Origin of the sequence: Burkholderia latens (assembly GCF_001718795.1) — a bacterium.
Lineage (GTDB): Bacteria > Pseudomonadota > Gammaproteobacteria > Burkholderiales > Burkholderiaceae > Burkholderia > Burkholderia latens_A.
In genome coordinates, this window is sequence record NZ_CP013437.1 from 451,712 (window position 1) to 469,531 (window position 17,820).

Annotated in this window: 19 protein-coding genes; 8 read left to right on the forward strand and 11 right to left on the reverse strand. The window is 63.7% G+C overall.

All coding sequences use genetic code 11. The features are described from left to right. Positions 1 to 110: 110 nt before the first annotated feature. The 7 genes from WK25_RS17590 to WK25_RS17620 all read right to left on the reverse strand — a co-directional run bounded on the left by WK25_RS17590 (position 111) and on the right by WK25_RS17620 (position 6,633). Complete coding sequence (locus tag WK25_RS17590) at positions 111 to 545, reverse strand: DoxX family protein (protein ID WP_069242230.1); 435 nt, start codon at positions 543 to 545, stop codon at positions 111 to 113. Continuing rightward, positions 542 to 1,732 carry a multidrug effflux MFS transporter gene (locus WK25_RS17595; RefSeq protein WP_069242231.1) on the reverse strand — a complete coding sequence of 397 codons (1,191 nt, stop codon included), beginning with the start codon at positions 1,730 to 1,732 and terminating at the stop codon, positions 542 to 544. Before WK25_RS17595 ends, WK25_RS17590 begins: the two co-directional genes overlap by 4 nt. A 57-nt stretch (positions 1,733 to 1,789) precedes the next feature. Then, positions 1,790 to 2,416, reverse strand: coding sequence for a thermostable hemolysin (locus WK25_RS17600; RefSeq protein WP_038570942.1), 627 nt, complete (start codon positions 2,414 to 2,416; stop codon positions 1,790 to 1,792). A gap of 14 nt (positions 2,417 to 2,430) precedes the next feature. Beyond that, a complete protein-coding gene (locus WK25_RS17605; RefSeq protein ID WP_069242232.1) occupies positions 2,431 to 3,900 on the reverse strand; it encodes an AMP-binding protein in 1,470 nt (489 codons plus the stop codon). After that, positions 3,897 to 4,757 (reverse strand): TauD/TfdA family dioxygenase, encoded by an 861-nt coding sequence (locus WK25_RS17610; protein ID WP_226209403.1) that lies wholly within the window; start codon positions 4,755 to 4,757, stop codon positions 3,897 to 3,899. The genes WK25_RS17605 and WK25_RS17610 overlap by 4 nt, the downstream gene beginning before the upstream one ends. A gap of 289 nt (positions 4,758 to 5,046) precedes the next feature. After that, positions 5,047 to 6,003: a LysR family transcriptional regulator gene (locus tag WK25_RS17615; protein WP_069242233.1), complete on the reverse strand. Its 957-nt coding sequence runs from the start codon at positions 6,001 to 6,003 to the stop codon at positions 5,047 to 5,049. Between the two features lie 78 nt (positions 6,004 to 6,081). After that, the gene (locus WK25_RS17620) at positions 6,082 to 6,633 is read right to left on the reverse strand and encodes a MarR family winged helix-turn-helix transcriptional regulator (RefSeq protein WP_069242234.1); all 552 of its coding nucleotides are present in this window, start codon (positions 6,631 to 6,633) and stop codon (positions 6,082 to 6,084) included. A gap of 108 nt (positions 6,634 to 6,741) precedes the next feature. Between WK25_RS17620 and WK25_RS17625 the strand changes: the two genes are divergently transcribed. The 6 genes from WK25_RS17625 (at position 6,742) to WK25_RS17650 (ending at position 12,119) form a co-directional block, all read left to right on the forward strand. Then, positions 6,742 to 7,551 (forward strand): alpha/beta fold hydrolase, encoded by an 810-nt coding sequence (locus tag WK25_RS17625; RefSeq protein ID WP_038570957.1) that lies wholly within the window; start codon positions 6,742 to 6,744, stop codon positions 7,549 to 7,551. Positions 7,552 to 7,856: 305 nt separating this feature from the next. Beyond that, entirely contained in the window at positions 7,857 to 8,405 is a 549-nt protein-coding gene (locus WK25_RS17630) for a TetR/AcrR family transcriptional regulator (RefSeq protein ID WP_069242235.1), read from the forward strand. Positions 8,406 to 8,544: 139 nt separating this feature from the next. Further along, positions 8,545 to 9,405, forward strand: a complete 861-nt coding sequence (locus WK25_RS17635) for an N-acyl homoserine lactonase family protein (protein ID WP_038570962.1) — start codon at positions 8,545 to 8,547, stop codon at positions 9,403 to 9,405. A 173-nt stretch (positions 9,406 to 9,578) separates the two neighbouring features. Continuing rightward, a complete protein-coding gene (locus WK25_RS17640; protein ID WP_069242236.1) occupies positions 9,579 to 10,784 on the forward strand; it encodes an MFS transporter in 1,206 nt (401 codons plus the stop codon). Positions 10,785 to 11,053: 269 nt separating this feature from the next. Then, positions 11,054 to 11,410, forward strand: a complete 357-nt coding sequence (locus WK25_RS17645; RefSeq protein ID WP_226209401.1) for a CidA/LrgA family protein — start codon at positions 11,054 to 11,056, stop codon at positions 11,408 to 11,410. Then, the gene (locus WK25_RS17650) at positions 11,400 to 12,119 is read left to right on the forward strand and encodes an LrgB family protein (RefSeq protein WP_069242237.1); all 720 of its coding nucleotides are present in this window, start codon (positions 11,400 to 11,402) and stop codon (positions 12,117 to 12,119) included. Before WK25_RS17645 ends, WK25_RS17650 begins: the two co-directional genes overlap by 11 nt. A gap of 99 nt (positions 12,120 to 12,218) precedes the next feature. Here the strand turns inward: WK25_RS17650 and WK25_RS17655 are convergent, their stop codons facing one another. The 4 genes from WK25_RS17655 to WK25_RS17670 form a co-directional block, all read right to left on the reverse strand. After that, positions 12,219 to 12,506, reverse strand: coding sequence for a putative quinol monooxygenase (locus WK25_RS17655; RefSeq protein WP_038570974.1), 288 nt, complete (start codon positions 12,504 to 12,506; stop codon positions 12,219 to 12,221). 193 nt (positions 12,507 to 12,699) lie between these two features. Further along, positions 12,700 to 13,236 carry a carboxymuconolactone decarboxylase family protein gene (locus WK25_RS17660; RefSeq protein WP_038570977.1) on the reverse strand — a complete coding sequence of 179 codons (537 nt, stop codon included), beginning with the start codon at positions 13,234 to 13,236 and terminating at the stop codon, positions 12,700 to 12,702. Positions 13,237 to 13,591: 355 nt separating this feature from the next. Beyond that, entirely contained in the window at positions 13,592 to 13,960 is a 369-nt protein-coding gene (locus WK25_RS17665) for a BON domain-containing protein (protein ID WP_069242457.1), read from the reverse strand. Between the two features lie 481 nt (positions 13,961 to 14,441). Further along, on the reverse strand, positions 14,442 to 15,374 hold the full coding sequence (locus tag WK25_RS17670; protein ID WP_069242238.1) for a LysR family transcriptional regulator: 933 nt from the start codon (positions 15,372 to 15,374) through the stop codon (positions 14,442 to 14,444). A gap of 139 nt (positions 15,375 to 15,513) precedes the next feature. Between WK25_RS17670 and WK25_RS17675 the strand changes: the two genes are divergently transcribed. Further along, positions 15,514 to 16,521 carry a zinc-binding alcohol dehydrogenase family protein gene (locus WK25_RS17675; protein WP_038570983.1) on the forward strand — a complete coding sequence of 336 codons (1,008 nt, stop codon included), beginning with the start codon at positions 15,514 to 15,516 and terminating at the stop codon, positions 16,519 to 16,521. Positions 16,522 to 16,581: 60 nt separating this feature from the next. Next, positions 16,582 to 17,805, forward strand: coding sequence for an L-dopachrome tautomerase-related protein (locus tag WK25_RS17680; protein ID WP_069242239.1), 1,224 nt, complete (start codon positions 16,582 to 16,584; stop codon positions 17,803 to 17,805). Positions 17,806 to 17,820: the final 15 nt, after the last annotated feature.

Genomic DNA, 17,820 nt, shown 5'->3' on the forward strand with positions numbered 1-17,820 from the left:
CGGACGTCAACTTTTCGAATCCCTGTTTAAATTTTTCGCATGCGTGACACGAAAAAAAGCCGCTTGCCCCTACGAACGGGACAAGCGGCGAAACAACGCCCGCCACGAGCTCAGATGTTCGTGGCAGGCGCTCGCGGCGCATGAAGGGTGCATGCGCGCGCATACCGGTGTGACATGGCCAACAGGACGGCGCCGAACAGCAGCAACGGATTGGTGCTGACCGCCCCGCACATGAGGAACAGCGCCGACATCGCAGCGGCGCCGGCAACGCCCCACGTGATCGCGATGCCGAGCAGGATCGACAGCCCTGCCGCCAGTTCGAGCCAGGGCACGATCAGGTTCACCGCGACGACGTGCGGAAGCGCGACGTGCACGATCGCGCTGGTCAGCGCGAGCCGCACCGCTTCGGGCGCCGCCTCGGATCGCGAGACGGCAGCCGTCAGAAAGGGGCCCGCATCGAAGTGCCCGACGATCTTCGTCAAGCCCGCCCAGCTCCAGAACGCGCCGAGCACGAGCCGCAGCGCGAGCGCGACGGCGGCCTTCATCGCGCCACCTGCGGATGCCGGCGATGCAGGTGCCGGAAGCCGATCATGGTCACGCCCAGCAGACACGCGAACATGATGGCAATCGTCGCGTTCGTCTCCATGGGCAACGCGCTGACGACCCCCGATACGATAGAACCGAGCGCCAGCATCAGGCACCCTTGCAGACTGGCTGCAGCGCCGGCGCGGCCCGGGAACAGGGCCATCGAGCGCGCCATCGCGTTGGAGAAGATGAAGCCCTGCGCAAACGCGATCAGCATGATTCCGCCGAGGGCGGTCGCCAGGCTCAGCTCGACGCCGCTCGACGCCACGCAGGCCACCCCGAGCGCAAAGGTCGCGATGCCGCCGCGCATGAGCTGCTCGCCGCTGTAGCGGCGGATCAGGCTCCGGTTCAGCGTCGTGCCGCCGAGGTAGCACAAGCCGACGCCGAGCGCAGTCGAGCCGAAGTAGGCCGCGGAATGCCCGAGGCGGATCTGCACGATGTACGGCCCGATCACGTTCCACATCAGGAACGCCGAGAAGCTCATCCCGAGCATCGCGACAGCCGACTGGAAGTGCGGATCAGACAGGATCTCGCGATAGCCCGCAATGGTTTGCCGCGGCGTGCGCCGCAATTCCGGCCGCAGCGTCTCGCGCAATCCCGCGAACGCAAACGACAGCACGACGAGCCCGTAGCCGCAATACACGACGAAGTTCCAGCGCCAGCCGGCCCACTCCTGCACGTGTCCGCCCACATACGGCGCGATCACCGGGCCCAACCCGAACGCCAGGCTGAGGTAGACGATCGCGACGCGGAAGCGGTCGCCCTTCAGCCGGTCGACCAGCACGGCGCGCGCGACGACCTGGCATGAGCCGATTGCGAAGCCCTGAATCGCGCGTCCCGCCATCAGCACCTCGAACGAAGGCGCGACGACGGCCAGCGCACTGCCGGCGATGAACAGCACGAGGCCGAAGAGTATCGACGGGCGTCTGCCCCACCAATCGGCCAGTATGCCGAACCCGAGCTGGCCGATCGCATAGAACACGAGCGTGATCGTGATCGTGTTCTGCATCATGCTCGGCAGGACGTCGAGTTCACGACCGATGGCCGGGATGCTCGGCGCATAGAGATCGATCGCGATCCCGCCGACGCTATTGATCAGCGGCGCGAGGAACACGAGGAAGTTTTCATATCTGTTTGAGTTGGACATGGGGACGTTCCTGAAATGACGGGACAGGCCGACGCGAGTGCGTGCGGCCTGTCGGGATCAGTGACCGTTGGCGGTGCATTCGACCTGCCTCGGCGACATTCGGGCCGAGGGCGGATCGCCGAGCGGGCTCCACATCGGCAAATCGTTGCGTCTGGCCATGTCGTCGATCCTCACCATGATGACGCGCGGCGAGTTGTCGTAGTAAGTGCCCCAGTCGACATGCCGGTCACGCACCCGGCTCGCACACGCGCGGCCGAGGTCGTCATAGGCGATTTGCAACGACTGCACGATGTAACGCACCCGCTCCGTCGCGGTCATCAGCACGTATCGGTAGTGGTGCTGGGCCAGTGTGCGGAACACGCTCGCCATCAGGTAGCGCCCCGCGCCCTTCGGGCCGAACGACGAGAACTGCCCGAGCTCGATCAGCTCCGCACGCGACAGCCCATACAGGCTCGTCAGCGATTCGTCGAGGTAGTGCTCCGAGAACAGCCGCGCGCTATCGCCCCAGCTGAGCCCCAGGCACGCGTATCCGGGCAAGGTTCTCTTGCGGTCGGTGAGACACCAGAACTGGTCCGGGCGAGGCTCCGGACGCGCGCCGTGCGCCTGATAGTAGTGCTGCGAGACCGCGAGCTGAATCTCGCGATAGGCGTCCTGGCCCGGGTGAAAAGTCCGTACGATCTGCACGTTCGGCTCCCCGGTCAGTAAAGCGACGCCGCATGGTCACGCTCGATCAGCTGGCGGCGCGGCCGCCCGGTGACCGTGTAGTAATCCGTGCGGAAGCGCTCGATGTCGGTCACGACCCGGACGCGCCGCACCCGCGCGAAATCCGCGAGCCGCGGTTCGAGCCGCGCCATCTCGTGGCGCACCGCCGCTTCGTCGTGCGTGGACAGCACGATCGCCGCCGGCTCTTCGCGCCCTTCGCCGAACACCACGATGTCGTCGATCAGCGGACTTTCCTTGTAAACCGTCTCGACCCACTCCGGCGAGATGTTGCGCGCCGTCGACAGGATGATCACGTGCTTCTTGCGGCCGGTGATGTACAGGAAACCATCGACGATCTCGGCGAGGTCGCCGGTATGCAGGTAGCCGTCGGTGAGCTCGCACGACGTATCGTCAGAGTTGTAGTAGCCCGCGCAGAGCGTCGGTGTGCGCACGCGCAGCTCGCCGTCTACGATCACCGGCTCGATCCCGTCGAGGAACGTCCCGGCGGAACCGATGCGGCGCTGTCCGGGATAGTTCAGCGAGATGATCGAGCTGTTCTCGCTGAGACCGTACGCTTCGTACACCTGCACGCCGCGCTTGTCCAACGATTCGAGCACGGTCGCCGGGATCTTCGCGCCGCCCGTGATGATATGCGGATTGCGGCGACCGAACAGTTGCGTCGTACTGGTCGACTCCAGCAGGGTATCGGCCTCCTCGAGCAGCTTCGGCGGCAAGTACAGGAAGTTCGGATTGACGCTGGCGATCAGGTCGAGGTATTCGCGCGCATTGCCGCTGCGTGCGCCGTACTCTGCGTAGTGCGCGGGCATCAGCGTCAGCGAGCCGCCGGACAGCACCGGCAGGAACACGCCGAGAACCTGTTCGATCAGCAGGCTCATCGGCACGATCGACAGGTAATCGAGCGGGCCGGCCGGCACGCGCTTCAGCACGTTCGTCACGAGCAGGCCGACCGCCTCGTCGCGGATCTTCACGCCCTTCGGCTTCGACGTCGTACCGGACGTATGGATGATCCCGCAGATGCCCGGCTCGATCCGCTCGCCGGTGGGTGCGCCCGCTGCGGGCCATTCGTCGCTCGCGGCGTTGATGCACGAGATGCCCGGCAGGATCGAACCGATGCGTGCGGCCGTTTGCGCATCCTGCGCGAAGATCGCGGTGGCCTTGTGCAACAGGCTGCCGATCTGCTCGTCGGAAAACTCGATCGGCACCGGCAGCAGCACCGCCTTCACGCGCAAGATCGCGAGCATCGTCGCCACCCACGTGTAGCTGGAGCGCGCGGCAATACCGAACACGAGACCGCTGCAATCGCCGTACACCTCCTCCAGCTTGCCGCCGATCCGCGCGACGTCGGCACGCAATTGGTCGAGCGAGTATTCGCGGCCGTCCATCTCCCGCACGACAATGCGGTTCGGCGCTTCGGCGAAATGACGTTCGATAAGTGCGCTGATCATGCGATGGCTCCCTTGCGATAGCTTTGCGCACCGAAAATGCGGCGGCCCGTGTCCGCGAGACGGCGGCGGCCATGCATCACGCGACTGTTGTCGATCACGACGATGTCGCCCTTGTTCCAGAACAGGTCGTACGTATAACGGGCCGTCACGTCCTTGATTTCGTCCCACACCTCGAAATCGATGTCGGTACCGTCGGCCCACGTGATCAGCGGCGGCTCGTAGTTCACGCTCGGCCCGAGCAGCGAGTTGCAGAACGCGCGACGGCCGGAGAAGCAGCTGACGGTGATCGCGTCGGTCACACGCTCGGACGACACCAGAAACTGGTCGAGCCGGCGATAGTGCTGGCCGCGAACGCGCTGGTTGACGACCTCGAGGTGCGAGTCGTTCACTTCGTGCGCCGGCAGCTGGAGTTCGACGCTCAGGAAGCGTTGCACGTTCGGCCAGGGAATGCGGCGCGAATACTTGATCTGGCGTTGCTCGAACAGACGACGCACGGCCGGCGTCAGTTCCTGCAGCACGCGCTGCCCGTCGCAGATCGTCGTTTCGGAGCCGACGCGAGCCGGCTCGAGGCAGTAGAACCATTGCAGGTCAGGCGTGAACGGCAGGTTGCCGTTCTCGCGGTGCAGGCCCATTTCCAGCTCGCCGGCATCGATTTCGGCGGTGTTTTCCGTCGAAGTCTTGCGCGCCGGGTCGAACGTGACGCGCGCCGAATGCTCGCTGACGAAGCGGTTGAAATCGTCGAGCGTATCGGCGAAATTGCGAAAGATCACGACACCCGAATGGGCGAGTTGCGCGTACAACTGATCGGTATCGACCAGGTCGATCGCCTTTTGACCGGCCTCGAGGCTTTCGATCAACTCGAAGCCGAAACGCGGTAACGGTTTATGCTGAACCCTCGCAGCGACTACATCAATAACATCCATCATAGTTGCCTCTCAGTGTGGTTAGTTTTGTGTTCGAATCACGGCCTCGTCGAACACTGACTAATCTACCGACACGGCGGGGCGCACCGTTTTAAAAATTAAATGGTGGATGTGAATTTTGTTCAGGCTCCTGAAAGGAAGCCCGGCTTTGCTTCCTCACTGGCAATAAACCGGACCGGTCGCCGGGACGGCGCGGCGCGGCTCGGTCGCGGCTCGGTCGCGGCTAGGCGCGAGGCAATTCTCCCGGGTCGAACGCGTTGGCGCTCGCGAGATCCTTGAAGAGGCTGCGCATGGTGCGGATGTCGGGGTTCTTTTCCATCGGTGTCGACCAGATCACGTCCAGCGTGAAGGTCGGGAAGCCGAGCGGCACGTCGCAGATCTGTACGTTCGCCGGAATCGACAGGTGCTGGAGCAGGCGCCGTGGCAGCGTCAGAGCGACCGGCAGCCGCGCGACGATGTTCAGGCAGGCCTGATACGTGTTGGCGCACGCGACGATACTGCGCGAGCGGCCGAGCTTTTCGAGCCAGCCGTCGATCATGTTGCGCTCGGATACCCACGGCGTCGGGAACACGTGGGCCATGTCGCAGAATTCGTCGAGCGAGACGCGCGTCGACTGTGCGAGCTTGCGCGAAGCGGTCAGACACACGAAGGTGTCGGAGAGGACCGACTCCCACTGCAGGTCGGGATGCAGCCGATGATAGCCGGGGCCGAAGCCGATCGCGAAATCGAGTTCTCCGGCCAGCAGCCGTTCTACCGGCAGCTCGCGGCCGAGGCGATCGACGATCAGCGAGGTTTCACGGCCGCGCTTCATGAACGACTCGAGTACCCCCGGCAACAGCAGCAGCTCGAAATACTCCGGCGCGCATACGCGCATCACGCGACGTGACGTTGCGGCCACCTGGTCGTCATCCATGTCGGCGCAGTGGTTCACCGCGTCGATCACGTTTCGCAGATACGGTTCGATGGCCTCGGCCTTGGCCGTCGCGACGAGGCTGCCGCGATCGACATCGAAGAGCACGTCGTGAAAGCAATTGCGCAAGCGTTTCAGGCAATAGCTGACTGTCGGCTGGCTGATGCTCAGGACTTCGGCGGTGCGGCGCGCGCTTTTATGTTCGTACAGACACAGAAATACCATCACGTCCTGAAGATCGAGTTGGCGCAGTACATTACTGTTAAGCACGATATTTCCTTATCGTTATTGTTGTCGCCGGCATCATTTTTTTCGGTCTTTATCTTAAACCCAACGACTTTCGGTATGTCACACCCGCTCCCCTCGCCCCCACCCTGCGCCGTCAGGCATCAGCGCTTCGCCCGGTAGCGCGAGAAGCGCACGCTTCAGGAGTAGCGCGAGCGTCGTGCGGTCGTCCCGATTCAGCCCGCCGAGCAACAGATTCAGTGTGTCGACGTGTACATTCACCGCCCTGTCGATCAGCGCGAGCCCCTCGCGCGTCAATCGCACGGCCATTCCCCTACCATCTTGCGGATTTGGAATACGCTCGACGAGGCCGGCCAGCTCGAGCCGCGTCAGGCGGTTGGTGATCGCGCCCGACGAAATCATCAGCGACCGGTATAGCTGCGTGGGCGACAGTTCGTACGGTGCGCCCGACCGGCGAAGCGTGGCCAGAACGTCGAATTCGCCCTCTTTGAAGCCAAACGGCGACAACGCCTCGGTCCGCGCCTTTTCGCAATGCTTCGCCAGGCGCGCCAAACGTCCGAACACCTCCATCGACTTCACATCGAGTTCGGGTCGCTCGTCGTGCCATTGCGCGACGACCAGGTCAACGTGATCTTCGGTGCCAGGAACCATCATGAATATCCTCGCATTCGATGCGGGCTTGGTTGCTCAACTTGCAGCCAATATATCTCAATATTAAGATAGTTCGGAAGCACATGTGGGGAGCAGCAGTGGAGCAGGCAGATGGCAAAACTATCATTCAGTGACCACGATCTTTATTATGCGGACGTCGGCAGCGGCCAACCGATCATATTGATTCACGATCTGGGTAGCTGCGGTCTCGCATGGGCGCGGCAAATGCCGTTTCTCCGTCAAGCGGGTTATCGCGTGATCGTGCCGGATCTGCCGGGGCACGGTGCGTCCTCGTATCCGGACCGCACGCTTGACGTGAGGGAACTTGCCGGCGGCGTGCAGTTTCTGCTGGATTACCTTGGCCTCGAAAGTGCCGCCCTCGTCGGCATCTCGCTTGGTAGCGCGATCGCTTTGACGATCGCTCTCGATGCACCCGCACGCGTCGGCAAGCTGGTCGTCTGCAACGGCTTCTCGAACCTGGTCGACGACGAATTCGTCCGCCGCTTCGAGCTCTGGAAATGCGGTTTCGCGCGCGACGATGGCGCAACGCGGTGGTTCGAGGAAATGTGGCCTCTGATGGTGAGCGCCGAATTCGCTCAATCGGAAGACGGTGAAATCGCGTATCAAATCGGCCATGCTCGTGCGGCAACCACCGATTCCGCGCAGCTCGCCCGCCTCTGCATGGGGATCGCGAACTACGACGTCAGAAGGCGACTGAATCTCATACGCAGCGAAACGCTCGTGCTGCAAAGCGAAGATGGCAGCATTTTTCCGGCGACCGAAGGGCAACGGCTCGCGGCCATGATTCCGGGCGCCCGCTTCGGAACGCTTCCCGAAGGCGGGCATCATGCAAATCTCGACCGTGCCGGGGCGTTCAACTGGGCGGTATTGCGCTTTCTGAGCGGGTCGAACGCTGTGTAGGTGTTCTTATATTTCTCGTTTGAATGGGCGAGATGCGGGGACTGTCATTGACCCCACGCCACAAAACTGTCCCGCTTGAATGTGGAAAATTCCGGCGTGCCGTCTAGCGAACCAGCCTGCACAGATCCCTGCCGGCACCGTCAACGATGGCCAGAACCGCGCACAAAGTCTTCCGACAGAGGGCTTTGCTGCGAAATCGTCAGGTTTTGCGCGAAAAGGACGGATACCCCTACGAATGCGAATGCCCGCACCAAACTGAACCGTTCGGTTTAAAATGCTCGCATCTCATCGTGTGGTGTTCCGAAATGGGCAGACCCAAAAAATTCAGCCGAGACGGCGTGTTGGAAAAAACGCTCCCGCTCTTTTGGAAATACGGCTTCGCCGGCACCTCGCTCCAGCAGCTGGAACAAGCCACCGGCGTCAATAAGTCCGGGCTCTATTCGGAGTTCGAGGACAAGGAAGACTTGTTCCTGCATAGCCTTCTCTATTACTACGAGCATCGGGGCGCACAGCAGATCCTCACCGCAGAACCGAAGGGCTACGGCAACATCGAGCGCTTTCTTCGGCTCGGCGATCCGCAAGACAACGGCTGCGTGGGCTGTTTTTCCGTCAATTCGATCCGTGAATTCCCGTCGCTGTCCGAGCGGGTCCGTGAGGTGGTTGGTGCGTATCACCACAGGCTGATGCCGCAGATCATCGAAAACGTCGAAGCGGAACGTCACCAGCTCCCGGCCGCAACGATCGCAACGATCGTCACAGTGTTCTTTGCCGGTTATTGCATCGAACGCAATTTGCCTCAACTGGCGGAAAGCGACGCCGTCGGCGCATTCATGCAAGCGCTGCGCCTTCTCTGACGCCCCCGACGGCCGGCGCCTCGGCCCGATAGCCACTTCATTTTGAACCGATTGGTTTTTTTAATTGGCGTAGGCCGCTCCGCGCACTCATAATGAACCAATCGGTTCAATAAAGTGCCGATCCAAACGGAGAGCAGCCATGGCCTTGAAGATTCACCCCATCAATTTCGGCAACATGTCGCTCGATTCGAGCGGTCTCGTGCTGTTTCGCGAACCGGGCAAGCAGGTGACGATCCCGGTGCTGGGCTTCCTGATCACCGGCGGCGCACATCCGGTGCTCGTCGATACGGGCTCACGCAACGTCGAGCAGTACACGGCTTTCGGCTTGCCGTACGAAGTCACGCCGGAAATGACGATCGAGCATCACCTTGCGCAGCATGGGCTGAAGATGGGCGATATCCGCCACATCGTGCACACGCATGCGCATATCGATCACGTCGGCATGACCGACCGGTTTCCAATGACGACCACCGTCGCAATCTCGCGCCGCGAGCTCGAATTCGCCGCCTCGGGAATCATGGGCCCGCTGATGTACACAGCCGCCGATACGAAGCATCTGATCGACCGCCTGCACACGCGCGGCGCGATCCGTCTGCTCGACGTCGACGGTACGTTCGAGGAAGAGATCATTCCGGGCGTCGCAGTCCGCCTGTCCGGCGGTCACACGCCGGGTTCCCTGTCGGTGCTCGTCGAAACCGATGAAGGCATCGCGAACATCTGCGGCGATATCGCGTACAACCTGCAGGACCAACTGATCGACCCGATCCTCGATCAGGCCGCGCACGAACCCACGATCACCGCGAACCGCGCAATGTCGACGCTCGACGAAAAGCGCGCGATCAAGCGCGCGCTCGCAACGAGCCGGTTTCTGCTGCCGAGCCACGATGCGCCTGCCCTCGTCGAGGGCGGAAAGGTCGTCGGCGTGATGCAAAACGCGATCTCGAATCCGCAGGCCGATGTCACGAAGGCCGCCGGTTACACGTCGTTGGCCGCCCGTTGATACCGATGTCATACCCGCTACGTCGAGCGCTCGGGCTGCTGATCTGTGCGGCGGGCGCATGGCACGTCGCGGCCGAGCTGGTTCTCCACGCATTCGGCAGTTGACCGGCCGCCCCTGTGCGCTTCGACCCGGCTTTCCGGAGCGCGCGCTTCCCAGGCTCGAAAGGACCCAACATGACTACACCCTTTTCAGCGCGCACGACCCGCGCGCTTCGCATCTTGAGTCTCGCATACTTCGTCCAGGCGACGGGCGCGCTGTCCGTCGTCGGCAGCCTCGATTCGATCTCGCATCAATGGGGGCTCGCGGATTCGCAAAGCGTGTACCTCGTGACCGTATTCGGCGTCACGTTCGCGCTTGCAGCGCCGCTGCTGCAGGTCGGCTTCGGCCATCTGCGGCGCCGCCGCCAGGTATTGCTCGGCCTGACGCTGTTCAGCGCGGCCGCCTTGCTGCTCGCAGCCGCGCCAAATTATCCGGTGCTGCTGCTGTCGCGCGTGCTGATGGGCGTCGGCGCAGGGTTCATCGGCCCGGTGCTCGGCGCGTTGGGCTCGAGCCTCGTCGAACGTGATCAACAGGGCAGCGCGATCGCCGTCGTGCTGCTGGGCCTGAGCGTCGCCGGCCTGGTAGGCATGCCGCTGTCCGCGTGGATCGCGCACGCGTGGGGCGCGCGCGTGCTCTTTCTCGTCATTGGACTCGCAGGCGCGGTAACCGCCGCGCTTATCGTTCGGGCAGTCCCGGACACGAGCCAGGGGGAAACCATCGAATTCGCGACGATGGCATCGTTGCTGACGCGCACCGATACGCTCAGCGCGTTTCTGGTGGTGTTCTTCATCGCGGCCGGCGTGTATTCGACCTATGCGTTCATTGCGCCGATCATTCGCGACGTGTTCCACGCCGGCGCCGATACGGTGTCGACCGCGCTGATCGTATTGGGCGCCGCGGGCATCGCGGGCAACCTCTTCGTGACGCGCGCCGCGCGCCGCTATAGCGCCGAAGCGATGCTGTTTGCCGGCCTCGGATTGCTCGCGCTGGACCTCGTGTTTCTCCGCTTCACGCCGCCGAGCTTGCGTCTGTTGTTCGTCGCGCTCCTCGCCTGGGCGTTCGCGACCGACCTGCTGTGGCCGTCGCAGCAACGGCGCATCGTCGAACTGATGCCGCAATGGCGAGGTATTGCGCTGGCGTTGACCGCGTCGTTCGTGTTTTGCGGCATCGGCGTCGGCTCAGCCGTCGCCGGTTGGGTCTATCCCGTCTTCGGACTGACAGGCTCGATCGGCAGTTCGCTCGCGTTTCTCGCGCTGGCGACCGGCAGCCTGCTCGTGTCGCGCGCCGCGGTCCACGCAAGACGCAGCGCCGCCCCATGCAGTGCATCGCTTCAATCGTGAACCGGCGATGCCCCCATGCAGCCGAGTCGCGTGCGGGCCGCGCGCATCCGCGTGCGCGTCGCGAGGACCCAATGGCAGGCCCATCGCACCGCGTGGCGCTCGTTCCGCTGCGCTCGGCAAGCGCTTTTTCCGTCTATTGCAGAAACTGTTTCTCGCCATTTCGCACTACTCCAGAGCCGAGCGACGGACGACAATCCGAACGACTGCTCCGTCCGCGCAAACGCGCGTTCACGTGTTCTTCTCGAGGCATAGCCATCATGTTGAGTGCGATGTCGACCCTTCTCGCCAGCCAGTTCGTCGGCGAGTTGCTCGCGCAGCTGACGGGCGCGCCGATCCCCGGCCCGCTAGTCGGGATGCTGCTCCTGCTCGGCATCCTGATCTGGAAGGGCGGCCCATCGCCGGACCTCGAGAGATTCGGCGACGACCTGCTGTCGTGGCTCGCGATGCTCTTCGTGCCCGCCGCCACCGGCTTGATGACCGCATTCGACCAGTTGACGACGGACTGGTGGCGCATCGCGGCCGCCATCTTGATCTCGACGTTGCTCGGTCTCGCGACGACCGGATGGATCATGGAGCGACTCAGCAAAACGCTCGCTGCCGAAACGGAGACCGAACATGACGCCTGATCTCGCGTCCGCATGGGCCATATTGCAACACCAACCGCTTTGGGGGCTGCTCGCAACACTGGTCGCCTATCGGATCGGACTGTTCGCGAACCGGGCCGCGCACGGACACGTGCTCGCTCATCCCGTTCTCGTCGCGGTGCTGCTGCTCGTCGGATTGCTGTCGCTCGCGCATGTGCAATACCGCGACTACCTGGCGGGTGCGGAGTATGTGCACTTTCTGCTCGGGCCGGCGACCGTCGCACTCGCCATCCCGATGTTCCGCAGTTTTCACCACATACGCAGAACCGCTCGCGCGCTCGTCCCGGCGCTCGCGATCGGTTCGATCGTGTCGGCCGGCAGCGCCGCATTGATCAGCAAGGGGCTCGGCGCCGCGCCGGTGGTTACGGCATCGCTGATCGCGCATTCGGCAACCACGCCCATCGCGATGAGCATCTCCCGTCGCATCGGCGGCGACCCCTCGCTGACCGCGACGTTCACGCTGCTCACCGGCATCGCGGCCGTGCTGCAGATCGGCGTGGCGATGAAGGTGATGCGCGTCGTCGATTCCCGCGCGCACGGCTTGGCTGCAGGAACTGCGGGCCACGGGCTGGCCACCGCGCGAATGCTGAGTATCAGCGAAACAGCCGGCGCGTTCGGTGGGGTGGCGATCGGAATGAGCGGCGTGCTAACCGCACTTGTCGCGCCGGTGCTCGCCGCGCTGGTCCGATGAACGACGCTGCGAGGCGATCGCCATCGCGGCCGGGGAACGAAACAGCGGCGGCCGGTAATCCCGCGCGCCGCCGCTGCTTGACAGCCAGAGCCGGCAGACTCAGATCAGCTTCTCGAGCAGCACGACGTCGAGCGTCGCCTTGCCTTCGAGCGCAAGCGATAGCGCCTGGAACGCGGGCGCCATGCCGTGCACATTCAGCGCGTGCTCGTCACGCCACCGTTCGACCATCGTGAAGCGATGAAACGCGGCGCGGTGCCGATGCAGTTCGTACTGCTCGCATCCATCCTCGGCGCGAACAGCGGGAACCGCGGCCACCAGCGCCGCTTCCACCGTCGCGGCGTGCTGCGGATCTGCCGTAATCGTGGCAACCACATACTGCGTGGACATTGATACCTCCGTTTTCGATTGGACCGATCGGGCGCGAGCGGGCGCGTTGCCCGAATCGCGACCGCCTTCGTTGCGCGACTTCAAGCGGTATCCGCTGCCTGCCGTCCGCCCGACATGCACGTACGACGACCCACACGACCGCACCGGCTCGCGCGGCGTCACGCAATGAAACGTGCGCCGGATACGGCCATCCTCAGTCGACAGCCGGAAAGTCGAGCGTCGTGTCGTTCACGCGATTCACCAGATTGGTGAACGTAATCGACGTGACGACGAGGATCGTCTCGATCACCTGGCGCTCCGTCAGCCCGGCTTCCAGCACCGCGTCGAGAACGGCGACAGGCACCGTATCGCGGCTGGTCACGATCGCGCGGACGAACGCGAGCAACGCATCGCGGCGCGCATCGCCGGACGGCAGGCCGGCGCGGATGTGCTTCATCGCGTCAGGCGCGAGGCCGGCCATCCTGCCGATCATCGTGTGCGCCGCGACGCAGTAATCGCAGCCCGACAGCGCGCTGACCGCGAGGCGCACCGCTTCGACGTCGGCCTGCTCGAGCGAGCTGGCGGCGATAGCGGCGTCGACGTTCAGCATGGCCGCCAGACCGGCAGGACTATGCGTGCCGATGGTCGCATACGCATTCGGAACTTTGCCGATCGCGGCCTTGATCTGGTTGAAGACGACAGCGGTTTCCCCGGTCGCTTCCGACGGTTTCAGAGTGGTCAGGCGTGTCATATATATCTCACTGGCTGGATAATCGGGCGCCGGCCGACAATGGCCGACGTGATTAAGGAATGCGTATCGATGTCCGCATTCCGGGTCTTGACTAAGGGTCAAACGCGGCAAGGAGCAAATGCGCGCAGTCGCGCAACGAATGCGATCTGCGGCGACATTTTTCTCCATTCCTTCTCCATTCCTTATCGACGAAATGAATTTCGATTCCGGCGCCTTGGGCGCACCGAAAACGGCATTCGAATTCCGACGCTTTGAGGAAAATGCTCTACACGGCTCTCACGGCTCCGCGGAGCCGTCGATGGTTTCAGTGTGCTTCGCACAGCAGCGCGCGCATGGCATCGACGCGCGCGCGAAATCACCGGCCCTGCTCGCCTGGCAACAGATTGTTGACCACCGACGTTACGCCCGCGACGCGCGCTGCGCTGTCGCCGGCGCGCTGGACCTGCTCGCTGTCAGGCACGTAGCCGGTCAGCGTCACCACGCCATGGCGCACGAGTACCCGCGCATTGACCGCGTTCAGCCCTTTCGTTTTCGACAGCGCCCAGACGATTTTGCGCGACAGTGCCCGATCGGCGGTGCGTTCGGCCCGCCTGTCGGCCTTGTTCACTTCTTTCTGGCTGACGACCGCGTCAGAAGATGCAGCGGCATCCTGTTCTGCCGCATGGGCGGAAACGCCAAAAGCCAAATACGTTACGTACAGTACCGACGCAATAATCTTTTTCATCACACGCTCCTGAAAATACATCGATGGAAATTCGACAAGGGCTGAAACCCGATCGAATGGTAGACAACCGCCTACCCGCGCTCAATGGCGCATTTCCAAAAACAGCTTTAAAGCGATGCAGATGATCATGTCCCGCGGCGGCGCCCGCGGTACTCGCTATACCTGCGTATAGGTGAATTGAATATTTCCGACTAGTCGAATACCCGGCGAGACGATTTTCCGGACGACGCCGCAGCGGCACAGTACAGGCACGTGTTGCACGATGTCCGACCGACGCTCATCCGCGTACGGGATGCATGCAACGCGCTGCATTGCGCGAGCGGGCAATTCGGTGAAGTGACGAAGACGCTTCCGCGAGCGGAACTCGACGACACTCGCGGGCACACGGTCCCGCACTGGAGCCAGAACGATGCGTGCCACGATGCACGAGCTTCGACGTTCGCCGTCAAGCGCGAACGCCTGCACGACGACGCGCCGCGCGTTACTCGGCCGCGTCGCCGACGTAGTCGCGCATCGCCGCGATCATTGGCGCGATCCGCTCGCGCAGATGCGCATGGAGATATCGGACGGCGGGCGAAAACTGACGACGATGCGGGCACACGAGGCTAAGCGGAGCTGCCTCGCCGCGCTGTTCTGGCAGCAGCACGACGAGCCGGCCGGCCAGCACATCGTCGTGGACATCGAGCCACGACTTGTACGCGATCCCTCGACCCTCGACGGCCCAGCGTCTTGCAATCTCGGCATCGTCGCAAAGCAGTACGCCCTTCACCGTAACTTGACGCCGCACGCCGCTGGCGGGGAACACCCAGCGATCGTATACACGTCCACCCAGCACGAACGGCAGGCATTCGTGCAACACCAGCTCGTCGAGCGATGCAGGCGCGCCGTGCCGCTTCACGTAGCCGGGCGACGCGACGAGCACGCGTCGATTGCTTTCCGCGAGCGGCAGCGCAACGTAACTCGCGGCTTCAGGTGCGCCGTAACGAATCGCCACATCGACGGGGTCGCGAAACACGTCGGTTACGTAGTCCGACAACGACAGCCGAAGCACGAGCTTCGGATGCGCGTCGCGGAACACGCCGAGCCACGACAGCAAAGCGTTGCGTCCGATGTCCGACGGCGCCGCGATGCGCAACGTGCCTTGCAACGCCTGCTTGTCTCCATGCAGGCGTTCGCGCCCCTCGTGGATCGTCGACAGCACCTCCTCCGCATAGGGGAGGTATTGCTCGCCTTCCGCAGTGAGCTTGAGGCTGCGCGTCGAACGCGCAAAAAGACGCGTATCGAGCTCGCGTTCCAGCCGCTGGATGGCGGCGCTCACCTGTCCGGGTAGTAGATCGGCCTCCCTCGCCGCGCTCGAGAAGCTGCCGAGCGCCGCGGTTCTGACGAACAGTTGAAGGTCTTCCAGACGCACCATTTTCATTCCCGGAGTGAAAGTCCTCCCTAATGTAACGCGTTTTTTCGATAGATGAGGACGCGCAGTATTTCATCCACATGCAGCGACCTGCATGCCACTGCGGGTCGGTCGCCAGTCAAACACGATTCGGAGTTCATTGATGAAAGCAGTTGTCTACGCACGGCACGGCTTGCCCGCCGACCATCCGGAATCCCTGTTCGATGCCGACGTACCGAAACCGGAAGCCGGGCCGCGCGATCTGCTGGTGAAGGTCGATGCGATCGCCGTCAACCCGGTCGACACCAAGGTGCGCATGGGTTCGCCCACCGAGCAGCCACGGATCCTCGGATGGGACGCCGCAGGCACCGTCGAAGCGGTCGGCGCCGACGTGTCCATGTTCGCGCCCGGCGACAAGGTCTTTTTCGCAGGCTCGATCGCACGGGCCGGCGCCTATGCGCAATACGTTGCCGTCGACGAGCGAATCGCGGGCCGCAAGCCCGCGACGCTGTCGGACTCGCAAGCCGCGGCATTGCCGCTGACGTCGCTGACTGCGTGGGAATTGCTGTTCGATCGACTCGGCATCGAAGAGGGCGGCGGCGGCAGCGACGCATTGCTCATCGTCGGCGCGGCGGGCGGCGTCGGGTCCATGCTCACGCAACTGGCGCGTCGGTTGACCGCCCTTCGCGTGATCGGCACCGCGTCGCGCCCGGAGACGCGCGCATGGGTGCAAGCGCTCGGCGCACACGACGTCATCGACCATAGTGAACCGTTGCTCGAAGGGCTGCGCCGTATCGGTGCGCCGCAGGTGCGCTACGTCGCGAGTCTCACGCAAACAGACGTCCACTACGCGCAGCTCGTCGAGGCGCTGGCGCCGCAGGGCCGGCTCGCCGTCATCGACGATCCTGACGCGCTCGACGCAATGCCGCTGAAGCGGAAGTCGATTTCACTCCATTGGGAGCTGATGTTCACACGCTCCCTGTTCGAAACCGCCGACATGGTCAGGCAGCACGAAATCCTCGACCGGGTGTCCGCCCTGATCGACGACGGCGTGTTGCGCACAACCATGGCCGATCACTTCGGCACCATCAACGCCGCCAATCTGCGTCGCGCGCATGCGCTCATCGAGAGCGGCCGCTCGCGCGGCAAGATCGTCCTCGAAGGCTTCTGACGCGAGCAGCCCCGCCCGCATCGCAATTCCAAACACACTGAATCAGACCGGAGAACCCCCATGCGCTTCCCGCATCGACACATCGCTAGATTCCCCGTCATCCGCCGCCACGCCAGCGCGCTCGCCGCCGGGCTGGCGTTCGGCGTGCTGATCAAGCCGGCTATCGCGCAGCCGCCGGCTCACGACACGCCGGCTGTCGGACAGGCGACCGAGCGCACCCTCGGCGTCATCGAGACCGTCGCGACGTTTCCGGGGGCAATGCCCACTGGCGTGACGGTAACCGAACGCGGCAGGATCTTCGTGAACTTCCCGCGTTGGGGCGACGCCGTGCCGTTCACGGTCGGCGAAGTGCATGACGGCCGCGTCGTCGCTTATCCGAACGCGGAGATCAATCGTGCCGATGCGTCGCGCCCGGCCACGCACTTCCTGAGCGTGCAGAGCGTCGTTGCGGACGGACGCGGCCGGCTGTGGGTACTCGACACCGCAGCGCCCAATTTTTCGGAGCCGGTCGCCGGCGGCGCGAAGCTCGTTGCCATCGATCTCGACACGAATCGCGTCGTCAAGACCATCGTGTTTCCGGCCAACGTGATGCGCACACAGACCTACGTGAACGACGTTCGCTTCGACTTCCGCGTCGGCAAGGCCGGCGTCGCGTACGTGACGGACTCGTCGTTATCGGGCGTCGGCGGGTTGATCGTCATGGACCTCGACAGCGGCAAGGCGATACGCCGCCTCACCGGCGACGTGTCGACGTCCGCCGATCCGGCGTTCGTGCCGGTCGTCGAAGGGCAGACTCTGAAACTCCGCGACGCGAACGGCACGAGCAAGCCGTTCTCCGTGGCGTCCGACGGCATCGCGCTGTCGGCCGACGGCAAGACGCTGTACTACTGCCCGCTGTCGAGCCGACATCTGTACTCGATTCCAACCGCGATGCTGCGCGATCCGTCTATCAGCGACGCACAACTCGCAGCCGCCGTCACGGATCTCGGCGAGAAGGGCGCGTCAGACGGCCTTGCGAGCGACGCGAACGGGAACATCTATGCGGGCGACTACGAACACGACTCGATTCGCCGGCTCCAGCCGGGCGGCGAATGGCGGACCATCGTGCACGACCCGCGTGTGCTGTGGCCGGACACGCTGTCGGTGGGCGCCGACGGCTACCTGTACTTCACGGCGAATCAGCTCCATCGTCAGCCGGTCTTCCACGGCGGCAAGGACGAGCGTGAGAAGCCGTATGCGCTGTTCCGCGTGCGCATCGATGCCGGTCCCGCGCCGACCTATTGACCGCACCGCTACCCA